The 23,503-nt window shown below is 68.5% G+C and carries 15 protein-coding genes and 2 pseudogenes; 9 read left to right on the forward strand and 8 right to left on the reverse strand.

Features of this window, described 5'->3' with window-relative positions; all coding sequences use genetic code 11:
- Positions 1–299: 299 nt before the first annotated feature.
- Positions 300–539: a hypothetical protein gene (locus F4X11_19635; protein ID MYN67212.1), complete on the reverse strand. Its 240-nt coding sequence runs from the start codon at positions 537–539 to the stop codon at positions 300–302.
- 41 nt (positions 540–580) lie between these two features.
- On the reverse strand, positions 581–1,867 hold the full coding sequence (locus tag F4X11_19640; protein MYN67213.1) for an ATP-binding protein: 1,287 nt from the start codon (positions 1,865–1,867) through the stop codon (positions 581–583).
- Between the two features lie 402 nt (positions 1,868–2,269).
- Here F4X11_19640 and F4X11_19645 point away from each other — a divergent pair, with 402 nt between their 5' ends.
- The 7 genes and pseudogenes from F4X11_19645 to F4X11_19675 all read left to right on the forward strand — a co-directional run bounded on the left by F4X11_19645 (position 2,270) and on the right by F4X11_19675 (position 9,497).
- On the forward strand, positions 2,270–3,217 hold the full coding sequence (locus F4X11_19645) for a hypothetical protein (protein ID MYN67214.1): 948 nt from the start codon (positions 2,270–2,272) through the stop codon (positions 3,215–3,217).
- A gap of 18 nt (positions 3,218–3,235) precedes the next feature.
- A complete protein-coding gene (locus F4X11_19650) occupies positions 3,236–3,598 on the forward strand; it encodes an addiction module protein (protein ID MYN67215.1) in 363 nt (120 codons plus the stop codon).
- Between the two features lie 976 nt (positions 3,599–4,574).
- A pseudogene (locus F4X11_19655) lies at positions 4,575–4,775 on the forward strand (modification methylase).
- A 221-nt stretch (positions 4,776–4,996) separates the two neighbouring features.
- Positions 4,997–6,139, forward strand: coding sequence for a hypothetical protein (locus F4X11_19660; protein ID MYN67216.1), 1,143 nt, complete (start codon positions 4,997–4,999; stop codon positions 6,137–6,139).
- A complete protein-coding gene (locus F4X11_19665; GenBank protein ID MYN67217.1) occupies positions 6,139–7,137 on the forward strand; it encodes a hypothetical protein in 999 nt (332 codons plus the stop codon). The genes F4X11_19660 and F4X11_19665 overlap by 1 nt, the downstream gene beginning before the upstream one ends.
- Complete coding sequence (locus F4X11_19670; protein MYN67218.1) at positions 7,134–8,222, forward strand: site-specific DNA-methyltransferase; 1,089 nt, start codon at positions 7,134–7,136, stop codon at positions 8,220–8,222. Before F4X11_19665 ends, F4X11_19670 begins: the two co-directional genes overlap by 4 nt.
- A gap of 53 nt (positions 8,223–8,275) precedes the next feature.
- A pseudogene (locus tag F4X11_19675) lies at positions 8,276–9,497 on the forward strand (hypothetical protein).
- Positions 9,498–10,115: 618 nt separating this feature from the next.
- Here F4X11_19675 and F4X11_19680 read toward each other — a convergent pair.
- From F4X11_19680 to F4X11_19695, 4 genes are all read right to left on the reverse strand, one after another.
- Entirely contained in the window at positions 10,116–10,406 is a 291-nt protein-coding gene (locus F4X11_19680) for a hypothetical protein (GenBank protein ID MYN67219.1), read from the reverse strand.
- Positions 10,407–11,386: 980 nt separating this feature from the next.
- Positions 11,387–12,280, reverse strand: a complete 894-nt coding sequence (locus F4X11_19685) for a hypothetical protein (GenBank protein ID MYN67220.1) — start codon at positions 12,278–12,280, stop codon at positions 11,387–11,389.
- A gap of 492 nt (positions 12,281–12,772) precedes the next feature.
- The gene (locus F4X11_19690) at positions 12,773–15,325 is read right to left on the reverse strand and encodes an ABC transporter permease (protein ID MYN67221.1); all 2,553 of its coding nucleotides are present in this window, start codon (positions 15,323–15,325) and stop codon (positions 12,773–12,775) included.
- 512 nt (positions 15,326–15,837) lie between these two features.
- A complete protein-coding gene (locus tag F4X11_19695) occupies positions 15,838–16,881 on the reverse strand; it encodes a phytanoyl-CoA dioxygenase family protein (GenBank protein MYN67222.1) in 1,044 nt (347 codons plus the stop codon).
- A 206-nt stretch (positions 16,882–17,087) separates the two neighbouring features.
- Here F4X11_19695 and F4X11_19700 point away from each other — a divergent pair, with 206 nt between their 5' ends.
- Positions 17,088–18,062: a hypothetical protein gene (locus tag F4X11_19700; GenBank protein MYN67223.1), complete on the forward strand. Its 975-nt coding sequence runs from the start codon at positions 17,088–17,090 to the stop codon at positions 18,060–18,062.
- Positions 18,059–19,036: a hypothetical protein gene (locus F4X11_19705; protein MYN67224.1), complete on the forward strand. Its 978-nt coding sequence runs from the start codon at positions 18,059–18,061 to the stop codon at positions 19,034–19,036. The genes F4X11_19700 and F4X11_19705 overlap by 4 nt, the downstream gene beginning before the upstream one ends.
- A gap of 70 nt (positions 19,037–19,106) precedes the next feature.
- On the opposite strand, the gene F4X11_19710 is transcribed toward F4X11_19705, so the two are convergent.
- Positions 19,107–20,573 (reverse strand): hypothetical protein, encoded by a 1,467-nt coding sequence (locus F4X11_19710; protein ID MYN67225.1) that lies wholly within the window; start codon positions 20,571–20,573, stop codon positions 19,107–19,109.
- Complete coding sequence (locus tag F4X11_19715; GenBank protein ID MYN67226.1) at positions 20,570–23,500, reverse strand: ATP-binding cassette domain-containing protein; 2,931 nt, start codon at positions 23,498–23,500, stop codon at positions 20,570–20,572. Before F4X11_19715 ends, F4X11_19710 begins: the two co-directional genes overlap by 4 nt.
- Between the last annotated feature and the right edge of the window lie 3 nt (positions 23,501–23,503).

A 23,503-nucleotide genomic window follows, 5' to 3' on the forward strand; every position in this document is an offset into this window, starting at 1 on the left:
GGTGCAGGCGATCATCAGCCAGATGCTCTACCAGGACCCGGTCGTCTACGACTGGCCGCACATCCACGTGCCGACGCTCGCCTTCGGGGGCGCGGAGGACCTGCTGCTCGGTCCGGCGGAGGTCTTCCAGGAGCGAATGCAGGTGTTGGCCGACACCGTCCCGAACGGAAACGGTCGCACGCTGCTCTTTCCCGGACTGGGTCATGTGCCGCACCTGGAGCGGCCGGACATCATCGTGCCCGCGCTCGTCGAATACCTGATGGAGGGCGTCGAGTAGCGCTGGTGACCCCGCGCAACGCTCATCCGATGCGCTGCAGCAGCCACCGGGCGGCCAGCACAGCCCCCGCCAGCACGGCTGCCGCAGCGAGCACGGCGGCGATGTCGCCGGCGCCGGGGCCCAACGTGTTGTACGCCCAGGCGCCGCCGCCAACGGACGCGAGGTAGCAGGCCAACGGGGTGCCGAACACCGCGGCCCCGATGACGACCACCCGCGACAGCACGCGCAAGGTCCGCTCGGGCGCCGTTTCGTGCATCACCATGCAGACTCCCTCACGCGGCACGCGCGGGCGCCCCTCGCGATTCAGGGGCCGAGGAGCGCGGCCGGGACGACCGCGATGCCGTCGCGGTCGCGGTAGGCGTGGCGCCCCGTGGTAACGAGCACGGCGTCGGCGACACCGGCGCCCATCCGGTCGGTCAGCCAGCGCAGGTGACGGGTGTCTTCCCGCCGGGGGGTGGCGACCAGCTTCACTTCAAGAGCCACCATCCGCCGCCCCTTCTCGACGATCAGGTCGACCTCCCGGCTGTCGTTCCAGGTCTGCAGGTGACTGACGCGAGCCTGCGCGGCCTGGGCGTAGACGCGCACGTTCAGTGCAACGAGCGATTCGAACAGGGCGCCGAGCAGCAATCCATCACGCGGCGGCCGCGGCCCGTGCGAGCGCCCGGCCAGGAGATCTTCCGCGCTGACGTCGAGCAGGCGCGCCGCCAACGCCGGGTCGGCGAGGTGGTGCTTCGGCCCGCGCTTGAGCCGGCTGAGCGGGTTCGCCACGGACCACCAGGCCGGCAGCGGCTCCACCATCCACATCGCTTCGAGCAGATTGCGGTACGCGGTCGTGGTGGTCTTGGCGGGCTTGTCTCCTTCGCCGGCGGTGGCCGCGTCCCGGATGGTCTCGTAGGTCGCGGTAGTGGCGGTGGCCGCTGCGTAGGCTGTCAGCCAGCGCCGCACCACGCCGGGCTGCCGCGCCCGATAGCCCATGAGTGGGACGTCGTGATCGACGGCGCGGTGCAGATAACCGTCGAGCGCCGCCTGCTGTATCCGCGCACGTGTCGACCGCCATCCCGGCAAGCCGCCGGTGACGATCTCCTCGACGTACCGCTCGAGCGTCGTGTCGGTCTCGCCGTCGATGGCGTCACGTTCACCGGCGAGCAGGCGTCGCAGGCTCACCGTCGGTTCGGACGGACCGCGCTCGAACAGGCTCATCGGCCGCATGCGCAGGGCAACGATCCGTCCCGCCCCGGAGTGCGTGGGCGGCGTGTCCGGCGCCGTGGAGCCGGCCAGCAGGAACCGTCCCGTCCGCGGGCTGTCGTCGACCGCGCGGCGTACCAGGTCCCAGGCGGGCGGGTAGCGCTGCCACTCGTCGATGAAAATCGGCTCGGGCCCTCGTGTCAGGCGACCGGGATCGGCTTCGACGAGCGCCAGCGTCTGCGGGTCGTCCAGATTGTGTACGGCCCGGGCGCGCCGCCGCGCGGTCCACGTCTTGCCGACCGCGCGGGGTCCCTCCAGACTGATGGCGGGCAACTCCTCGAGGAACACATCCAGCTCGTCGTCCACGACACGCCGCCGGTACGCCGATCTGTTCGGATCCGCCACGGACACGCGCCTCCATGTCCGAGAATTTTACGCTACCGATACACATACTTTAGCACTACTTATTCTTCTATTCGCTACCTGCACACGCGTCATCTGCGGCGGCGACGTCGCCCTCAGTCGTCCGCCGGCTCCACGCGGGCATCGTGCCGGCGGACCGCATCCCGCCGAGGGCATCCCCAGGACACCAGGACAGGAAGGGCGCGTCGTCGGCGAGGGCGAGGTCAGCGGAGGCGGAGGCTTCTCCGTCGACGGCCAGGTCGACACGACGATCGAGCTGCCGCAACATCTCTCGGACGGCCCGCAGGGCAGATCTGGAGTGTCCCGGGACGCGTGGTAGTCTGCCCGAGCGTTTCGCGCGCGCGGGATTCGAGTTCGAGGGACACTTCCCGGGAGCGGGCTCTCATGCGATACCTGCCGTACGCCGCCGCCTCGTCGGAGCCCAACGTCATCGTCGACGGCACGGCGAATGACCGCACGCTGATCACGCTGTCCCACTGGCGTCGGAGCGGCACCCCGGCCGACCTGATGGCGGACACGTCGACGGCCATCGTGTTCAACTATCTCGACCGCCCCGACCTGCACGTTCCGGCCGATGTCGTCTCCAACAACCACTTCGACGACGACGGGCTCGTCGGGATCTACGCGTTGCTGGAGCCCGACGCCGCGGCGTCTCGCCGCGACCTGCTGATCGACGTTGCCGAGGCCGGAGATTTCGGCGTGTTCAGGAGCCGTCGCGCGGCGCGAATCGCGTTTGCCATCTCGGCGCATGCGGACCCGTCGAGGTCGCCGTTTCCGCGGCCATTATTCGACCGTCCCGCGGCGCAGGTCGAGGAGGGGTTGTATCGGGCGTTGCTCGACGTCCTGCCTCGGCTGCTCGTCGACATCGATGAATACCGATCGCTGTGGGGCGCTGAGGACGCGGCGCTCACGAACACGGAGGACCTCTTTGACGCCGGCCGGATCACTATCGAAGAGCAGCCGGAGCTGGACTTGGCCGTCGTGCGGGGGCCGGCCGTCGGCGAGTGGCATCCGATGGCGGTGCATACCCGCACGGCGGCCACGCGGCTGCTGCTGGTCCACAACGCGCGCGTGGAGTTCCGCTACCGCTACGAGAGCTGGGTCCAGATGGCTTCGCGTCGGCCGGCGCTGCGCGTCGACCTGACTGCGCTGGCCGGCGAGCTGACCCGCGCGGACGGATCCGACGGCCGATGGCGCTTCGAGGGGGTCGAGCACATCACCCCGCGAATGTACCGGGAGGGCGGTGCGTCGGTCCTGACGCCCGAGGACATCCGGCGCCGGCTGGAGGCGGCGCTGCGGGCCGGCGCACCGGCGTGGAATCCGTACGGGTGAAGGGCGGCGCCACGCCGGGTGCCGCAGCGGTTCCGCACCGTGCTGGAGCGCGAGCAGGGTAGTGTCGGCCGCGGCGTGTGCCGATCCAGCGCCGACCGGCCGGTCCGATCTGTTCCGCACGTGGGCGAACGAAACCGATATGCTGAGGCGATGTTAGCCAAGTCAGAGATCCAGAGAGAGGCACTCAATCTCTCGGCACAGGAGCGCATCGAGCTCGTGGTCGAACTCTGGGACAGTCTGGCGCCGGGGGAGATTCCGGTCCCCGATTGGCAGCGGGACCTGATTCGTGACCGCCTGGCAGCCCTGGAGGGTGTGCTGCCGGAAGAGCGTTCGGTGCCCTGGGACGCGGTGCGCAAGCGGATCTTCTCCGACAAGACGTGACTGCCCGTTCGGCTGACGTCTGCTGCGGTGCAGGATCTGGCACTCGCCGAACGGTGGCATCTCGACGAGGCGCCCCACGTGCTGGCGTCGTTCGAGGAAGAAATCGAAAGACTCTCAGCCTGATCTCGGAACGACCGGAGCTGTACCAGACCGTAGAGTCGACCGTCCGCCGCGCTTCGGTGCGGAAGTTCCCGTTCTCGGTCTTCTACCGGATTCTCCCCGACTGGATCGCAGTCATCGCCGTCGTGCACCAATCGCGAGACCCGAGGACATGGCGACGCCGAGCCTGAGTGTCGAGCGCGACAACCAGGAATACGTCCGACCGGAGCACTCTCACCGAACACCTGGGCCAATAGGCGTTCGACTCGTACCTCTGGGGCGCGGCCAACCTCGTGCGCGGTCTGATCGACGGCGGCGACCACAAAGGTGTACGTCTTCCGGTTACTCTTTCTTCAAGCGCCTCGTGTCTGTCGATCAGCAGAGCGACCGAATTGCGGACATGGATGCGCACACATTGAAGGCGATCTACGGGGCCAGTTGAGAGGATCTCATGCCTCCGGTCCACGCGCGTGGGCCAGAGGGCGACGGAGTGCATGCTACGGATCTCGGGATCATGCCGGCACGTATCTGATCGTGCTCCGAGGTACCAGTCTCTGGCACGTGCGCTAGAATCCGCCCGACCGTGACGACGCGGTCAGTGACCAAAGCGCCGCCGTGCACTGGGCCGCCGGAACGCGGCATGACGCCGTCGGCGACGTCAGCTCCTTTGGATTCGGGGGTGCGGGCGGTACAACCGGTGGGCGAGTGCGGACCGGCGCTCGGTCGATTCGCCTGAGACAGATGGATCCCAAGTTTTTCGAGCAACCGATCCTGAACTCGCCGTACGAGTACCCGTCGCGCCACTGGGAGCTCGACGGGACCGGCCAGCCGACGAACAAGATCCGCGACGAACGTCGCAAGGTCGCGTTCATCACGCGTCCGGCACGCCTACTTTCTCGGCGCGAAGGACCCCTACAAGGCGCTGAAGACGACGCTGAAGGCCGAGATCGACGCCGACGCGTGGGCATCGCTCCACAGCGACATCTTGCGTCCGTTCGACCGCCCCGACTCGGGCCGCATCGCCGTCAAGGTCATCAACCACCTCGGCGACGAGGTGATGAAGGTGTTCCGGGTGTGAGCGACGGACGGCAGCGACTGTCCTGGCGATGACTGACGACCCTATCGTGACTGAGGTGCGAGCGAGGCGCGACAAGTTCGCCGTTCGGTGCGGCTACGATGTCGAGAAGGAGATCTTCAGGCGCATCCGGCAGCGCCAGGCCAAGTCCGGTGTCGAGCGCGTGAACCACCTACCCGGGCGCGTGGCGCACCGGCAGCACGCCACTGGACCACTTTCGGACGATGATGCGAAGCGGGACGACCATGGAGCTTGAGACGACCACGAAGGTGAGGGTCGAGCGGCTGCGGCTGGACCGAGGAAACCCGCGACTCGCCGGCGAGGCCGCGGATGCATCCGACGAGTGGATCATCGCTCGCCTTTACCGCTCGGCGGAGCTTGACGAGCTGCTCCAATCGATATCCGCGAATGGTTACCTGGATATCGAGCCGCTGGTCGTCATCCAGGCGGCGGACGCCCTGACCGTTCTCGAGGGGAACCGTCGGCTCGCGACCCTTCGTCTGCTGCGGGAGCCCGAACTGGTGCACAGGATCGAGACAGCGGAGAAGCTCTCGATTCCCGTGCCGGCGGTGGACGATGCAGTTCGCGCTTCGCTAGAGGAGGTGTCCGTCTATCGTGTCCCCGACCGTGAGAGCGCGCGGGCCTTCATCGGCTTCAAGCATATCAACGGCCCGGCCAAGTGGGACGCGTACGCAAAGGCCACGTTCGCTGCGGAATGGTACCGGGCCGGTCAGGCCGACGGGGTGGGGCTTGAAGAGATCGCGGCCGCCATCGGCGACCGGCATGACACGGTCAAGCGGATGGTGTCTGCGATCTACGTGCTGGAGCAGGCGCGCGCGAGCGGATTGTTCACTATCGAGGATCGCTATGCGCGCAAGTTCAATTTTTCCCACCTCTACACGGCGCTGTCTCGTTCGCAATACATGGAATTTCTGGGTCTGGAAGCGGCCTGGGCGCGACACGATCGAAGGCCTGATCAGGTTCCGCGCGAGAAGCTCGATCGCCTGAAGCAGGTGCTCGTCTGGATGTACGGGTCGAAGACCGACGAGGTGGAGCCGGTCGTGCGGACCCAGAATCCCGACATCAAGCGGCTTGGCGAGGTCCTCGTCAACGCCGAGGGTCGCCATGTACTCGAGCAGGGGCGGAGCCTGGACACCGCGCACGCGAGCACGGTGACCGCCGACACGCGGTTCACGGCGTCGCTGCTGCGCGCGCGGGATGCCATTCGCGACGCCGCGGGTTCGCTGCGGGCCTACGACGGGCACGACCAGTCGCTGCTCGACATCGCCGATGACATCAGGGAAACGGCGGAAACCGTGCACTCGCGTATGGTCAGGAAGCGCCGTGACGCTCGTTCGGCGGAGTGATGGCCGGCCTGTACCTTCCGACGGACGCGGTAACTGGCGCATCGATCAACGTCGACCTGGCCGCCGACTATCTGGAGCTCTCTGCCTTCTTCGCCGCCGACGGCACGGCTTGCACCTCAGACCTCGCGAACGCTGCTTCTCTCGGCGCGGCGGAAGATCACTCCGACGTGGAAGCCGAGATGTTCGACGGCGAGGAGGGAATCGTCTCCAGTGCCGCGTACCGGATCCAGACACGGCAGGGCGTACTCGGCACGGCGTATCCGTTCGAGCTCGACCGTCGCGGCGATGTTCTGACCTGCGAGCTGGATGAGGAGTCGTTCGGGCAGACTGCGTATGTGCTCAGCCTCGTGCTGTCCAACCTGCGGGCGGTAACCCCCGCGCTCGACCGCTCCGATCTCCATCCGGACGATGCGGAGGTGCGGCGATTGCGGGAGTACTTCCAGTACTTCGCCACCGCGGCCCTGGCCGCGGAGCTCGAGGGCGACGCCTGGTCGTTCGGGTCGCCGAGGCCGGACCGATCGGGGTTTGTCGCCAAGCTGGAGCAGATCTGGGAGCGGCTTGGCGACGGGTTGGTTCAGCGGCAGATCGGCGCGCCCGAGCGGCCCCAGGACGATCAGGTGGATGTCTTCGTTGCCCGCATGCACCCCGATGGCCTGCCTGGCTTTCTGCTTGGCGTTGCCCAGGTTGCCACCGGCGCGAACTGGAAGCACAAGTCGCTCAAGGGGCACCTGGGCGCCTTCAAGAGCCGATGGTTCGGGACGCAGCCGGTGACCGACTTCATCCCCTATATGGTCGTGCCGTTCGCGACGGCCGACAATCAGTTCATGGACGATGTTCGCGTGATGGGCAACGTGCTGCACCGGCTGCGCGTGCCGCGTCGCGTGGCAGAGGCGGCGCGGCTGGTGAGCGCAGGCGCTACGATCGAGGGGTACGACCGGCTGGCAGAGGCTGTGCGTTGGGTTTCGGACTACCGCAGCCGGGCAGGAGCGGCGGCATGAGGCATCGATTCCATTCGATCTGTCCGTACTTCGCGATGTTCCCGGAGACGTTCGTCGAGAAGCACCTTGCGGCGAGTCCGCACGACGGCGTCGTCTTTGACCCATATTGCGGACGGGGCACCACCGTCTTCCAGGCGCTGCTGCAGGGGCGGCCTGCGGCTGGCGCGGACCTGAATCCGGTGGCTGTCTGCATCTCCGGCGCGAAGGGGGATGCGCCCAGGTACTCGGACGCCCGCGTGCGCCTGGACGAGCTGCGGCGGGAATGCCGTGAGCCGGCCGACGGAGAGTGGCAGGGGGATCTCGATCGATTCTTCGACCTCTGCTTTCATGAGGAAACGTTGCTCCAGGTGCGCTACCTGCGGTCCGTCCTGGACTGGCGCAATCGGAAGGACGACCGGTTCATTGCTGCGCTGTGTCTCGGCGCGCTGCACGGTGAGTCGCATCGGTCGCCCAACTGTTTCAGCAATCGCATGCCGCGGACCATCAGCACGAAGCCGGACTACTCGGTTCGCTGGTGGACGCGGCGCGGGTACGCGCCGCCGCAACGGGATGTCTTCGACATCCTCGAACGGATGCTCGAGTACCGCTTCCGGACGCGTCCGCCGGAGGGATCGGCCGCGGTCGTCCAAATCGATGCGCGTCGGGTTGCAGACGCGTTCCCGTCGCTCACCGGCCGGGTCTCCGACGTGATCACGTCGCCGCCGTACCTCGACACGACGAATTATCGCGAGGACCAGTGGCTGCGCCTCTGGTTTCTCGGTGGCGAACCGCTGCTGCCCCGCGGTCGCGGCGACGACCGGCACTACAACAGGGACAACTACTGGACATTCATCCGGGAATCGATGAAGGGGCTGGCGCCCTTGCTGGCCGAGCGCGCGAGGATAGTGATTCGCATCGGTGGGCGGCGGCTGCAGAAGACCGAGTTGAGACAGGAGTTGATGCGGTCACTGAGAGTCGGCCTGGGCCGCAACGTGCGGCTCGTCGACGACGGCGTGACGACGCAGGTCAGCAAGACGCAGGCGAACGTGTTTCGCGGCTCGAAGGTGTCGCGTTTCGAAGAGCACGATTTCTGCTTCGCCGTGTAGAAGTTCCGGCGGGTGCGGACGGTTCTGACCGGGCGCAACGGTCTTGATTTCCGATGCAGTTCCGAATCGCCGACACATTCACCGACAGCCTCGCGAAGCTGACCGGCGACGAGCAGAAGGCGGTCAAGACCGCGGCGTTCGACCTGCAGATGAACCCGGCGCATCCGGGCTTGAAGCTGCACCAGGTCGATCGGCAAAGGACAAGCGTTTCTGGTCCGTTCGGGACAGCCGCGACATCCGGCTGATCGTCCACCGGACCGCTTCCAGCTTCCTCCTCTGCTAAGTCGATCACCACGACGCCGCCTATCAATGGGCCGAACGACGGCGGTTGGAGCAGCATCCAAGGACAGGTGCGGCGCAGCTCGTCGAGATTCGGGAGACGGTCCGCGAGATTTCGGTGCCGCGGTATGTGGAGGTCGATGTCCCCACGTCCGCCCTGGGCGACGCGGCTGGCAGACCGGCGGCGTCGCGGACGGCTTTCTTCGCTGACGCGTCGGACGACGATCTGCTGGGCTACGGCGTGCCCGTCGAGTGGCTGAACGACGTACGGGCCGCGACCGAGGACACGCTGCTCGACCTCGCCGATCACCTGCCGGGCGAGGCCGCCGAGGCGCTGCTGCACTTGCGACCGGCGGTGCACCTGATCGCCCGGCGCCTGCCGTGGCGGGCGCCGATCCGTTCGCGCATCCGGACGCGCAGCGCCGCTTCCGGGTAGTGGCGGACGTGGAGGCGCTGGAACGGGCCCTCGACTATCCCTGGGAGAAATGGACCGTCTTCCTGCATCCGGCCCAGCGACAGCTCGTCGAACGCGAGTACACGGGACCGGCGCGTGTCGCGGGCTCGGCCGGCACCGGCAAGACCATCGTCGCGCTCCACAGGGCGGTGCATCTGGCGCGCGCACATCCGGAGAGCCGCGTGCTGCTGGCCACCTTCTCCGATGCGCTGGCCACCGCACTGCGAACGCGCCTCAGACGCCTCGTCGGGAACGAGCCGAAGATCGCGGAGCGTCTCGAGGTGCATTCGATGAGCGCCATCGGGCGGCGCCTCTACACGGCCAACGTCGGCCGCCTCAACCTGGCGACGGACGAAGACATCCGGGAGCTGCTCCGGCAGGCGGCTGCCGATGTCGAGGGTCACCGTTTCGGTGCCCACTTCCTCTGGACGGAATGGAGCACGGTGGTCGACGCTTGGCAGCTCGCGAGCTGGGAGGACTACCGCGACGTGCGACGACGAGGTCATTCCACTGCAGGCCCGCATCGAACGCGTCGGCGATGACGCCGATCTGGAGGAGGTCTACGGCACAGAGCGCCACTTACTCCACGTCGCCTGCACCCGGGTGCGCGACCGGCTGCTGGTGACCGGCGTCGACCCCGGGTCGGAGTTCCTCGACGACCTTCGAGGGAGGGAATGAGCGTCCCGTGGGTGTCAGTAATCAGCGAGTTAGGGTGTCAAACCGGTCTTCCGCCGAGGCGAAAGTGCGATTTTTCCCCTGTAAGTTGTTGATTCTATTGGTGGGCCGCGCTGGGATCGAACCAGCGACACCCTGATTAAAAGCTCGGTTTCCGCCGACCCGCCCGCGTCCGGTGGCGTCCAACGGTGCATTTGCTGAGGAATTCGCGGACTTTCGCTTCCAGTGATGTCCAGGAATCGCACGGGCGTCCGCTCCGTAGGGTGTCACTTTGGGTGTCAGCTTGGGTGTCAATTTCGGGCCGCTTGACGCGGCCAGGATCGTGGGCGAGCAGCGATCCTCTGCACGGGGCGAGCGCGGCGCAAGCGGCACGCCGCCGAGCGGCAGGAGCAGCCGGCCGCACCCAGTTTCTCCATGGCTCCGCGGTAAACCGGGCGATGCCGCACTGTGTAGAACGAAGCCGCCCAGTTCGCGTCATGCTGCGGTCAGTTCGCCTTGGCGTTTTCCGCCCGGCGCGCGGCCCAGTATTTGCGCATCCGCTCGGCCACGGCGCGGCGCTGCTCCTCGGTCATCGTGCGTTTGCGCCTCCCGACCGTCTTGACCGCTTTCTTCCTGCCGCGCCGGGCGGTCGGCGCGGCAGCTCCTTCGATCGCCTCGATGGCGCGCTGGATGGCGACGAGCTGGCTCTTGAGCGAGCGCTCCTCGTTGCGCAGCGCGCCAGGATTCCGCTGCTCGACATCGTGAACTGCTCCCTCCAGGGCGACCCGCCGCCGCATCGCGCCGGACCGCCGGTATGTACGAGCGTCCGCCGCCGACCGCCGGCGAGACCGACGGGGCCGCTACCGACCCAGCGCGCCGGATTCGGTCGCCGCGGCGCCGGCCTGCTCGAGGTAGTCGACCGCCGCACGCATCTCGGCCGCATTCCACGCCGGCCAGTCGTCGCGGTAGGGTAACCCGGTACGCCCGCGCGCCGGCCCCGCACGACAGCGGCCACCGCCGACTCTTCCGAACCGTACCGCTCGCACACCGCGAGGAAACGCATCGTCGTCTCGACGGACGCCAGCGTGTCGTTGTGTCGCATGCCGGTGTCCGGTTCGTCAGCCTGCATGACCGACCCGGCCTGGCAGGGCCGGCCCCTGCACTCGAGTTAGCCCGCGAACCTCTGGCCGGGCCTGCCCTGCCCGGGGTCCGCAGGCGGCGCCGCCCGCCGGGCGGTCTCCAGCCGCAGCCGCACCAGCAAGCAGCGGGTATCCCGGTCCCGTGCCGCCTCGCCGGCCACCGCCCGGTTCGCGCGCCCATGGCTGTCGTGCCGCCGGCCATCTGGCGGACCGCCGACAGGCGCCCCTCTCGCCAGGGCCGGTCCCGCGCCGCCGTTGCGCTACGCGTCCCGGCGCCCGTCCTCTCTCGACACCATCGTGACCGGGCCCGGAGGCGATCCTGGGAGAGCTTCCTCGATCCAGCGGTGCGATGCGCCGCGCGTGACCGCGACGCCCCGGGACCGTCGGCCCGACGGGTGGGGTTTGCGGCGGGCCAGCACCTCCGGCATCTCGGGCGAACCACGCGGCAGTGGCGCCACCTGCTTGTCGCACGCGAGCAACGCTGCTCGCCCTGCGACGCGGACGACTGCCGGTACCCGCAGTCGGTCGTGGACCGAATCGTCGCCGAGCTGAGCGGGGTCTACGGTCCGTACACCGGGGCGTTGGTTCGCGAGCACGTCCGATGCCGTCCTGCCGCGGGGGTGCGGTCTTCCCGTTCATCATGACTGCCGGTTTCGCTGGTGCAGGCTGATGAACCCCACGATCACGCGGTTGCCTTCGTCGTCACGCACGAATCCGATCCGGATGGTGTGCCGCGGGTCGCGGCTGGTTCCCTTCCCGATGTGGGCGCCGAGGAACCAGGTCTTCCCGTCGGCCAGCGTCTCGTACCACTCGCGGTACTTCGCTATCGATTCCTCCCGCTGGCTCGTCTTGTACGTCCAGCCGGAGCAGGCTTCTCCAATGCGATTGTCGTTTCCGTCGCAGTGCGCGGTGGCGAGCCAGGCGAGCGCGTCGTACACCTCCGCAGGGTTCGTGAACGGCGTGTTCTCGTTCGAGCGCGAGTCAAGCTTGATCAGCAACCGATCGGGGAAGGCCTCGCGCGCCAGCGCCACGGCATCGCCGACGCTGTCGATGCTGACGGGCGTGTCGTCGGGCCGGCGGCCCTTCCTGCTCTCGACATAGGCCTGTCGCCACTGCTCTTCCGTCCGGCGGCTGCGGACGATCAGGTCGTTCAGCTTCCTGGTCTCGTCGTCCCGCCGCCCGCTCTCGGCGCGCAGCTCCTCGTTGCTGCTGCGGAGCCGACCGTTCTCCTCGCGCAGCGTATTCAGTTCGGCCTGAAGCCGATCGCGTTCGGCGGTCAGCGCCTCGATGGCCGCAGGGTCTGGGTCGGCCTGCTTCCCGGCCGGCTGTTCTTCATCCTCGACGGTGGGCTCGGCTCTCTGTGCCGCTGTGGCCGCGTCCTGCGCCTGTCTGGCGCGCGCCATTCGCTCCTGCCACTCGGCCGTCAGCTTCAGGATCCCGTCCTCTACCGCCCGGCGCGCTTCGGACCGTTCGAACTCTTCCTTGCGGGAGGCTGCCTGCGGCCGCAACGGCCGGTAAGCTTCCAGCTGCACTCGGAGCGCTGCCAGGAACTCGAGCGTTCCGATCAGGAGCTCCGGTCCGCCGGGCGGGGCCTGCAGCGCGAGCGGGCCGATCCCCAGGTAGCGCAGGTCGTCGTTGAACTCGTTCTCGATCCCGTTCCACTGGTCGGCGATCTTGCGGACGACACCAGCGATGATCTCCCGTTCCTTCTCTCGCCGGATGAAGTGGATCCACTTGCCCAGGTTGGCCGCGTCGGCGGGCCATTCGGGTGCTGACTGGAGGAGTCCGCGAATCTACGCGTGGGACATGCCGGGTCTGTACTGAGCGATCGACAGCACCGTAAAGGTGATGATGACCGCACCGCCGGAGACCACCAAGGCCACGGTCTGGCGTCTGTGCGCGGGCTGTATTCGGAGCCCGTGCAGAGTCAACCGCCCGGGACGGCCAAGTAGTGCTCTGATGGCGTTTCGTCACCGGTAATTGGCGAAACAACAGGGTGGCAGCGAAGCACGTGCCCACCAGAACTACCGGTTCCGGAGCGCGTTCATCGGGTCGACCCGCGCCGCCCGGTGCGCGGGCAGCAGCCCGGCGGCCAAGGCGACGGCGGTCAGAACCAAGCCCGCCGCGGCCCCGATGGCGGGCGGCAGGCCGTTGACTTCGTAGAGCATCGATTGCGCGACCCGCGCGAGGCCGAACGCCGCAATGAAGCCGAGCACGCCGCCCGCGAGGGTCATCCGTCCGACCTGGCCGAGAACCATGGCGCGCAGTCGCGCCGCGTCGGCGCCGAGAGCCTTGCGCAGGCCGATCTCGCGCGTGCGCTGGGCCACCGAGTAGGCGAGCACGCCGTAAAGCCCTATCGCCGCCAGCACGGTCGCGATCGCCGCGAAGGCCGCGGACAGCACCGCCATCGCTCGGTCCTGGAAACCGGTGTCATCCACCTGCTGCGTCAGCGTCTTGAGGTCGGTGACCGGCAGGTTGGGCGCGAGCCCGGCCACCAGCGCGGGGACCGAGCGCAACATGCCGGTTGCCGGAAGGACGCTCCGGACGTAGAACGCAAGTGACCCGACCGTCTCCTCCTGGCGATAGGGGAGGTACAGCAGCGGCGGGGCGGGGACCCTGGGGTCGTCCTGGCGGACGTTGGCAACGAGACCGACGATCTCGGTGTCCAGCGCGGCGTCGAGCCCGCCGCGGCCCAGGCGCCTGCCCACGGCCTCGCGTCCGAGCCCGAACCGGCGGGCGAACGCCTCGTTGACGACCGCGACCGGCGGCGCTCGCGGCACGTCCGACTCGGTGAACGTCCGACCCGCCAGCAGCGGGATGCCGAGAGTCCGGAAGTAATCGGTGCCGATCTGATTGAACCTCGTGCTGCGGTTCGTATCCGGTCCGGCCTCGAAGCCCTCGACCATAACGGACGTTCCCTGACCGGATCCCGCGAGCACCGCCGTCGACGACGCGGTCGCTCCGGTCACGCCCGGTTGGGCCGCCAGCCCTTCCTCGACCCGCTCGTAGAGCGCGCGTACCTGCGCGTCCCCTTGGCCGTCGAGGGCGGGCGAGAGACGGAACGTCACCACGTCGGCGGTCCGGACGCCGAGGTCGACGCGGCTCTGGTTGCGCAGGCTCTGGATGAAGAGCCCCCCGGCCACCAGCAGCGTCATCGCCAGGGCGAACTGAGCCACGACCATTCCGTGCCGGAAACCGACGGCCGCACGGGCGCCCGCCGGCTGGCCGGCCTCGTCCTTGAGCACCGAGATCAGCGCCGACCGCGTGCAGTGGAACGCTGGAAAGAGCCCGAACAGCACGCCCGTCGCGAGCGCGAGAGCGCCGGTGAACGGGACGGTATACGGATCGAGGGTCAACGGGACGTACGCAAAGACCTCCGGCGGCAGGAGCATGCCGATGAGGCGCAGCGTCCATCGCGCCGCGAGCAGGCCGGCCGCGCCGCCGAGGGCAGCCAGAAGGCACGACTCGGTGAGGAGCTGCACGAGCAGGTGCCGCCGCAGGGCGCCGATCGCGAGCCGCACCGCCATCTCGGGCGCGCGCGCGGCCGAGCGCGCGAGCAACAGGTTCGCGATGTTGGCGCACGCGATCAAGAGGACGAGCGCGGTGACGACGAACAGCAGGAGCAGGCGGGAGCCGGCCACGTCGTGCACGATGTTCTGTCCCCTGCGTCCGTCCTCGACAGGCAGCGGCCGCGCCGCGAACCGCGCCCGGAACTCGTCGCTCGGGCTGGCCAGCAGTGGCGCCTCCACCTCGCTCAGGATGTTCCGGTACAGCGGTTGCACCGCCGCGCGGGCCTGCTCCCGCGAGACCGCCGGCCCGAGGCGCGCGAAGAGGTAGAGCCAGTAGCTCAGCCGGTTCTCGAAGCGGTCTTCGCCGGCGCCCGCCGACAGCCTGCCATGCATCGTTACCGGCACGAAGATGCTGGACGGCTGGCTGAAGGTCGTGCCTTGGAACCCGGCCGGGGTCACCCCGACGATGGTCAGCGGCTGGCCGTTGACGACGAGGGCCTCGCCGAGCACGTCGCGCGTGCCCCCGAGATCGGACTGCCAGAACTCGTGGCTGAGCACGACGACGGGATGCCCGCCGATGGGCGCGTCGACTTCCGGACCGAACAGCCTTCCGACCGTGGGTGCGAGGCCCAGGAGCGGGAAGTACGACCCGGAGACCTGCGTCCCCCGGAGGCTGACGGTCTGCCCCCGGTAGGTGACGTTGGCCGCAAAGCCGCGGTGCGCGCCGATATCGGTGAAGACTGTCTGATCCCGTTGGAGATCACGGAACATCGGGTAGCTGAAGACTTCGTCGCATCCGCCCGCGCCGTCGCAACTGCTCGAGCCGCCCTTGGGTCCCGGGGCTTCGAGGTTGACCAGCCGTTCGGGCTCGACGACCGACAACGGGCGAAGCAGGATCTGGCTGTAGAGGGAGAAGATCGCCGCGTTCGCCCCGATGCCGAGGGCCAGCGACAAGATCGCGACGTTCGTGATGACCGGGGTCTTGAGGAGCAGGCGCAAGGCCAGTCGGATGTTGGCCACGATCCGTTCCCGTTGGGGCGTCCCGCCCAGAGGAGGGTCGGTGGCGATTTCCGCCCGGCTGCAGCAGTCGGGTGCTCAACGCTACGGCAGAACCACCGAGCAAACCGTACACGATCGTGCCGAGCGCGTCCACGTCGAGCAGCCTCGGGCGGGCCCGGCAATACGATGGCAGAGTCGACCGCACGGCGGACGAGCCGGGCTTCCGGAGTGACCAGCCCCGAGCTGCGCTTCGCAGAAGGTCGACACCCGGCCCGTGCCCGGGGCGCGGGCGGGCGCAGATCCGCAAGATCAGCCTTGCGCTCGCCTCGGCGGAACGACACGATGTCGATGCCGTCCCGTTCGGCGTAGCCCTTGATCGCGTTGACGAACCGCTGCTTGATCGGCGCCATCAGCACCGACGACGTGACGTTTGCCAAGCCCGACACCGACAAACACCAATCGCGCGTAGGGGCGGAATGTGGTCGACATCGAGTCCTTCCGTCGTCGGCTCGCGCCTACAATTGTCGCATCTGTTTTCTGCGGCGCAGACTCCTGGCTCAGCTAGAGACCAGCTCTCCTACCTACGACACCACCCGGACGGGTCTGCGCTGCGTCACATAGGGGAATCCGTCGTTGAATCCGGCGAGTTCCCGGAACAACTCCGGATTCCGGCAGTCGTCGGCGAGGCTGCGATCCAGCGAGTGACGCAGATCCTCCTGGGAAGTGACCATCAGGTGCCGGTAGAGGTTCGTCACGCACAACCGCAGACCCGGAATCTTCCTCGGATACGCACCGTGCCAGGTCGCCCCGTGACAGACGATCAGGCTCCCGGCCTCAGCTTCGACCGGCACCGCCTCCAGTGCCGCCTCGGTGCCCTCGGGCTTGCCGTCACGAAGATGAGAGCCCGGAACGTAGGCGAGGGCCCCGCCCTCCATGGTGTAGTCGGTGAGGCACCAGGTCGCGTTCGCCACGAACGCCGTCCGCCCCCAGGGTTCGGGAACCGCCGTCTGATCGGCATGCAATCCCAGCGTCGAGCCGTACCCCGATTCGTCCTGCCACTTGATGAAGGACTGGTGGTGCGAGAAGCGTGTTCGGGCCTCACCGATCAGATGCCGCGCCAGCGCTACCGCAACGGGGTGCACGGCGAGGTCTCGAAACGCACGGTGATAGCTGGCGAGTCGCTGAATGACGACTTGCTTCGGCCTGTTCCCGGTGCGAACCACTATATTTACCGGCTCCGCGTCCGGGTGGTACTCGAGGTCGGCATCCGGGCCGCCTTCCAGCGTGAACCCGCAGCCTATGAACTCCGTCGCCCGCCGCAACACCAAGTCCGCCAGGCCACGTACCGACGGCGCCGAGCAGCCGGTAACTTGCGGAGGAACCACGGTCAAGCCGCTGTCCGCGAGTTCCGCCGCGTAGGTCCTCAGTCCCAGGTCTTCCAACTCCGGGCTCAACTCGTCGTCACGATTCATGGGATTCGCTCCGTCTCCTGTCTCTTCCGTGGCCGAGTCCGTCATGGTCCTTCCCCGCACACCTTCATCCACGCTACGCCTTCTTCCCGGCTCTGCCGGGACCCGGCCCGGCGCCGGCTCCGTGGTAAGCTGTCGGACCTCGCGGCGCGCCATTCGGCGAAACCGCCACCACCTGGGCGGCGACCCGAAGCGACGATGGCCGGCACTCGCCGGAACGGGAGTGGCCGTCCGCGTCGTCCGCCGACAAGGAACAGTGCATGTCCAGCTCGTTGCCTTTGGCACCCATGGACCAGGTGATGTCGGCCGTGCTCGAAGTCGTACCCGAAGCGATCCTCTCGGCCCCAGGCAGGAGCCGGACCTTGCGGTGGGCGTCGCAGTTCCCTGCGTTTGCGCTGGAGTCGACCTTCGGCTTCGAGAGCCGACTCGACCAAGGCCCTGCCGACTGCGACCTGTTCCTCTCGGTGCAGCCCGGGTCGAGCTTCTCCCGCCACCTGATTCGACGTGGCGCCCGCGCGCAGGCCACGGCGGGGGCCAGGGGCCTGGGCCAGTTTCTCGCCGAGGTGGCCGAGCCCGAGAGCTTCCTCTCGCAGTGGTTTCGAACGGTCATCCTGGAGTACGACCTGGCCGCCTCCCGCCCGCCCGAGAGCGAGCCGCCGGGCGTCTTCATCGAGCCCCACGACAGCGCTCTGGCCGTGCCCGGGAGTTCGAAGCGGCCCGGCCACGGCCCGGGATTGAGGTGCAATCACGGCGTCATGACCTCCGCCGTCGGTTGGGCGGTCGGCCGCGCGCCGAACGAGGCTGAACACCAGGCGATGGGGCGCGTGTACCGCGCGCTGCCGCGCGGCGCGACCACGGACCACCTGGGCGCGCTTCCGGGGCGCGAGCCTCGGGCGGTGCGTCTGGTGCTCAGGATTCCGAAGACCGAAGTCGTACCGTTCCTCGAACGCATCGAGTGGTCCGGCTCCATGGCCCAGCTGGAGCGTGCGCTCGGTTGGCTCGACCGCTGGCAGAACGACGGGACCGCCCTCAGCGTGGCCTGCGACGTGTCCGCCCGGGGCGTATCGACCCGCTTGGCGTTCGAGCTCCTCCTCGGGGAACCCTGGCACCGCCGACGCGCCAGGTTCTGGGCCCCGATGATCGGTCATTTCGTCGAGAAGGGATGGTGTACGCGCGCCAAGGCCGCCGCCCTGCGGTCCTGGCCCGAGGGGGACTATCTCCTGACGGAAAGACGGGTCTACCAACTCCTGACCGGGATCAATCACCTCAAGCTCCTGATCGACGGAGATCGCATCGCGACCAAGGCCTACATGGGCGCGTTCCTGCTACCGAAGTGAGCGGCGAGCGAACGGACCACGGAGCGATCCTCGTCGCGAGCGACGGGAAGACGAGCAGCGCCATCGACCGGGGCCTCGACTTCCTGAACGGGGCGGTGTCGGGAGCGGGCGTATGGGAGTGCCACCATTACGCTCTCGCCGACCCCGCCGTCCTGCTGCCTGACGCCAACCCCTTCGTGGGCGCGCTCGGGTCCCTGGAGCTCGCCGGCGTCGACGATCCGCGTGCAGAGGCCGTCCTGTCGCGCACGCGACACCACCTCGGCGACACGATCGAGTTCCCCGGAGTCTGGAGGTACTGGCCACACCTGCCGCCGGACGTGGACACCACCTCGATCTGCTCTCTGGCCCTGGGGTTCCATCCCTGGTTGCTCGCCGGTTGGAACCGGGAGCGCCTGACGCGGAACCGCGACGGCCGGGGCCGCTTCCACACCTGGCTGCGGGATGGGCCAATCACCTCGATCGACGCCGACGCGATCGTCAACGCCAACGCGCTGGCGTATCTCGGCGAAAGCGCCGCCACCCGGCCCACGCGCGACTGGCTGGCCTCCCTCCTCCAGACCGGCGACGAGCGCCAGGCCATCCACTACTACTGGGACCCGATCGATCTCTACGCCGCCATGGCGCGAGCTCACCAGTTGCAGACGCCCCTCTTCGAGGACGTCCGATCGCTGCTCGCGGCGCGCATCCGGGACCGGCGCGAGGACGACGGGTCCTACGGCGACCTTCTGCGCACCGCCCGCGCTCTCGTGTCCCTCCATTCCGTCGGTTGCCCTCCTTCCCGCGCCGAGCTCGCCGCGTCGGCGCGCCTCCTGCTGATGCGGCAGCAACGCGACGGCGGCTGGCCCGCCTGCCCCCTTTCCTCCGGCCCTCTCTGGCCGGAGGAACGCCGCTTCGCGTTCGCGTCCCGGTGCTACGACACGGCCTGCTGCGTCGCCGCGCTCCATCGCGCGCGCGCGATGCCCGGTCAGCGATAGCTGTCGCCGAGGGGCCGGCGACGCCCCCGTCGCGGCGGGCGACCGCGTCCACCGTCCGCCCTGCCGGCGGTCATGCGCCGTTCTTCGCCGTCGCGATGGCGGCGCCTACCTTGATCAGCTCCACGGCGAAGTCCGTCGCGAATTTCCGCTCGAAGGACGCCGCCGCCAGCTCGAGGAACTCTCCGACGCGGATGGGTCCCCGTTCCAGCAGCGACTCGATCAGGCTCCGGCAGCGCGCGTCCAGCTCGAACTCCTGGCCGTTCGCGCGAAGCCCGAAGACCCCCTCCCCGGGCCCGACTCGTACGCGCGCCTGCTCCCAGCCGCGAATGCTCAGCTCCAACTCCTCCCAGGCCTCGCTTCGCCACGGCTCGATCCGTTCCAGGAACTGGCCCGGCGCCAGCGCCTGCCACGAACGCTGCAGGTCATGGGCCAGGGCGCCCTCGCCGGCCTCGACCAGGGCCGCGTCCACCACCTTCCTGAATTCGAGCAGGAAGTCGCGCAGACTCTCGTCGTTCGCGAAGAGGGGCACGTTGCGCCGCAGGCCCTCGTGGCTGGCAACCCTCGCCTCCAGCCAGCGGAGAAGGTCCGTGCCCTTGAGATAGTGAGGGGTCAGGGTGAGATGAATGGTGCCCCGACCGTCGTTCTCCTCGGCGACGTGGGCGCTGTGCCACCAGCCCCGGGGAATGTAGAGCACGTCCCCTTCGTCGAGGGTGCCCGTCCACACGGGGTGGGCGGGCGCAACGTCGTTGGGCTCCACGTCGCGGCCGAGCGGCTGCCTTCGCACCTCTCCCCACAGACGCCAGACCTTCTGACCCCGCACCTGGATGATATAGACGTCGTGATCGTCCCAGTGCGTGCTGAAGCACGGCGTGGCGCGCCAGGACGCGTAGAGGTTGACGCCGGCGTAGGTGGCCACGCTGCTCTCTATCTCGCTGATCAGCGCGCGGGCCGGCTCGTGAATCGTATGCACGCTGTTGAGGATCACGGATGCGCCGTTGCGCACGAAGGCTTCGAACCTCTGCGGGTTGACGGTGCCGTGCCACGGCGCATGCGAGCGCGAGCCGAAGCGGTAGCCCAGGTAGGAGTAGAGGTGATCCGGAACGTAGTTGCTGTCCTGCACGACCTGCAGTTGCGACTGGGACAGGTTGCGGTTGTAGATCAGGTCGGTGAGGGCCTCCCAGGACACCAGATGGTGGAAGCGCTCACGCGGCCCGCGAAAGAGCATGGGACGAGTGCGCTCGTACTGGGCCTGGTGGAAGGCCCGCGACCCGAGCGGACAGAACAGTCTCTCCAGACCACGCACGCCCTCTTCCTCGCCGGTCACCCGGAACTCCTCGATGGCCAGGGGGGGCGGCGGAGCTTCCGCCGGCTGCTCACGGGCGTCTTCGAAGCCCAGCTTGATCGGAGGGATGCCCGCGCGCCGGGCGATGACATGCGCGAGGGCATCCTCGTAGGCCTCCTCTTGCCGGAACTGGGCCCGCATGGCGATCCCGCCCAGGACCGGCTTGACGCCGCGGAACATCTGCGATGCCTTCATGCCTGTTCTCCCTCCGTCATCGTACCCGGCTCCAGAAGCTGTCGGGCAATGAGACGCTGGAACGCCCCGGGCTCGCGGGCGAGATCCTCGTACGAGCCCGACTGCACCAGCCTCCCCTTCTCCAATACATGGATGGTATCCGCCGCTCGAATGGTGGACAGCCGATGGGCGATGACCACCCGGGTTGCCGCCAGCCTTCCGATGCTCTCCATCACCAGGGCCTGCGACTTGTTGTCGAGCCAGTTGGTCGCCTCGTCGAGGAACACGACGCGAGGCTTGCGAACCAGCGCCGCGGCGATGAGGATTCGCTGCATCTGCCCGCCCGAGAACGCCCCGGTGTCTCCGACCGGCGTATGCATGCCCATGTGCATCTGGCGAATGTCCTCGTCGACGGCAGCGAGTCTCGCCGCTTCCCACGCGTTCTCTTCCGTCAGGTCGCGGGCAACCCCGATGATGTTGGTCAGCACCGATCCCGGCTGGAGGCTCCCGTTCTGGGAGACGACGCCGAGCTGGCGCCGCAACGTTCGCCGATTGAGCTGCGCCACGTCATGGTCGTCGTAGTAGACGGCGCCGCGGGTGGGCTCCTCGAGACCGAGGGCGAGATTGAGCAGCGTGCTCTTCCCGGCGCCGGATTCGCCGACGATCGCGGCGAACTCTCCCGGACGTATGTGCAGCGAGACGTCGTCGAGGGCGGCCGCGTCGCTGTCCGGGTGGGCGAAGCCGACCCGTTCGAAACGCAGGTCGCCCCGCAGGTCGACCTCGCCCCCCCCGGCGACGTCGTCGCGCACGTCCGGGGCGAGGGCGAGCAGCGGCTTCACCTGCTGATACTCCGGAATGATCGACGACAGGGCCTGCACGGTCGCGCCGAGGCGCGTGGTTGCGCCGAAGAACATCATGGACGTGGCATAGATGACGAAGAACGCGCCCGCCGTCATGTCCCCGGAGTCCAGGAGCAGGGTCGTCGCCAACAGGATCGCCGACGCCGCCCCGGGAATGCTCGCGGTGATCGCGACCGCCAGCTCGTTGAGGCGGTTCACCTGAATCTCCGCCCGCTTCTGACGGACGTAGCCTCGCGCCCAGAATGCGAACGCGCTGTCCTCGGCGCCGGACGATCGCAGCTTGCCGATGCCGGCGATGAGCTGGGACAGGGTCCCGGCGAGCCTCTGGCGCGCGTCGACATGGCGTCGCTGTGGCGCGAACTGCATGACCGCGAGCCCGACGATCGCCGCGGCCGCGGCAAGGCCGACGGTCAGGCTGACGCCGGCGAGCGCGGGGTCGTACGAGAACAGGAAAAACAGGGTGGGAAACAAGAACAGGACCGAGACGAGCGCGCTCGTGACGACGTTCGACGCACGCTCCCGCAGGCTGTGGAACACCAGGGCGCGCGAGGTCAGCTCCCCCGCGGAATAGCCCCGCAGGGAGCTCGGCCGCAGGGCGACGATGCGGTCCCAGACCGCTGCGCCGAGGCGGGTGGCGGCGCGCGCCTCGACCCGGAGCAGCGTCGAGGTCTGCTGCAGGGTCATGAGGACGCCGAAGAGCGCCACGACCAGCATCACCGCCGTCAGCGACCACAGGAGCTCCCGGCTTCCGGCCGGCATGACCCAGTCCGCGAACAGTCCGACGGCGAAGGGGGGAAAGAAGGCGCACAGGCCGACCAGGAGGCCCGCCGCCGCGAAGCGCGCCGCCTCCATCGGCAGGCGGTGCCCCGCCATGAAGGCCACATCCTTCGTCGTGACCGGACGGGGTGGAAACGGCCGATAGAAGACCCAGGCCCCGTCCTCCAGCCGCGCCACGTCCGCACCGTTCAGACGCTTCGAGCCGCCCGCCGAGGGGTCGATGATTCGATAGGGGCCGATGGCGCTCGGGAGCAGGGCGACGGGACGGCCGTCTTCGCGCCGAAACGCCAGCATCGAGAAGCTGTCCCCGTTCCACCAGTTGCTCTCGGACGAGAGATCGACCTCGCGCGCCCGCACCCCCGAGGCGATGAGAATGCCCTCGAGGGTCGGCTCCACCCCCTCGGGTTCCACGAAACGTATCTGCTCCCTCCGGCCGATCGGCCTGAGGGCCTGCATCAGCGGGGAGCCGCCCAAGGGCGGGCCGGACAGGCCGCGACCGGGCTGCGCGATGCGTCGGAGTTCGCGTCGCGCCTCGTCCGCTGCCCCCTCGCGCAACTTCGCGCTGTCGACCTGCAGATTGGCGACGTCTATCGAGGCCAGCCTCCGGGTCAGTCGTTCCGCCGCCAACACCATGCGGTGGAATTCCCGCAAGGCGCCTTCCAACCGCCCTTGTCGGACGAGGTCCAGGGACGAGATGGTGGAAACCTCCGCGGTCGCGCCGAAGGTCATCCAGGTGCAGGGCGTAACGGGCATGAACTCGGGCATGTCCGGTCCGGTGTGACCGGTCCCCAGGAACGCCCCCACCCGGCGGGTCGGAAGCCATACGATACCGCGATGGGCCGAGACTGCCGCCTGCGGTGCTATCAGGACCTCCTCTCCCGTCCGGACGGCAATATCGACTCTCGGCAGCAGTGGGACGTCGCGCGCCACGCATTCCGACAAGGCCTCGACCCACAGGTCGGTCTCCTGCGCGAAGGCGCTCGGCGACAGGCTCTCGAGAACGCCCGGAAGGGGAAGCCTCTGCACGCGGAACCCCGGGAGCCCCTTCAGGCGCAGTTGCAGACGGGACTCCCCGGTCCCGTCCACGCAGAAGAGCAGGCGCCCCGCCTCGGCGCGGGTCACGTGCTTGTAGCTCGAGACGACCCGATCGCCTTCGAGCTCCACGACGAAGACATCCACCTCGCCCGACTCCACCCACCAGAGGCAATCGACGTCGTCGAGCACGAGTTCGCCCGCGACCGTGGCGAACGTGTCGGTGGCCAGCCGCCGGAGCCGTTTCCCGGCTGTGTGGACCGTGTTCGGTTCAGACATCGA

This window comes from Acidobacteriota bacterium (assembly GCA_009861545.1).
In the GTDB taxonomy this organism is placed as follows: Bacteria; Acidobacteriota; Vicinamibacteria; order Vicinamibacterales; family UBA8438; genus WTFV01.

Excerpts from the sequence above, each read along its gene's own strand:
- F4X11_19715 (MYN67226.1), bottom strand. The coding sequence starts at position 23,500 with ATGTCTGAACCGAACACGGTCCACACAGCCGGGAAACGGCTCCGGCGG.
- F4X11_19680 (MYN67219.1), bottom strand. The coding sequence starts at position 10,406 with ATGCGGCGGCGGGTCGCCCTGGAGGGAGCAGTTCACGATGTCGAGCAG.
- F4X11_19710 (MYN67225.1), bottom strand. The coding sequence starts at position 20,573 with ATGAAGGCATCGCAGATGTTCCGCGGCGTCAAGCCGGTCCTGGGCGGG.
- F4X11_19645 (MYN67214.1), top strand. The coding sequence starts at position 2,270 with ATGCGATACCTGCCGTACGCCGCCGCCTCGTCGGAGCCCAACGTCATC.
- F4X11_19660 (MYN67216.1), top strand. The coding sequence starts at position 4,997 with ATGATGCGAAGCGGGACGACCATGGAGCTTGAGACGACCACGAAGGTG.
- F4X11_19665 (MYN67217.1), top strand. The coding sequence starts at position 6,139 with ATGGCCGGCCTGTACCTTCCGACGGACGCGGTAACTGGCGCATCGATC.
- F4X11_19695 (MYN67222.1), bottom strand. The coding sequence starts at position 16,881 with ATGGCGCGCCGCGAGGTCCGACAGCTTACCACGGAGCCGGCGCCGGGC.
- F4X11_19635 (MYN67212.1), bottom strand. The coding sequence starts at position 539 with ATGGTGATGCACGAAACGGCGCCCGAGCGGACCTTGCGCGTGCTGTCG.
- F4X11_19670 (MYN67218.1), top strand. The coding sequence starts at position 7,134 with ATGAGGCATCGATTCCATTCGATCTGTCCGTACTTCGCGATGTTCCCG.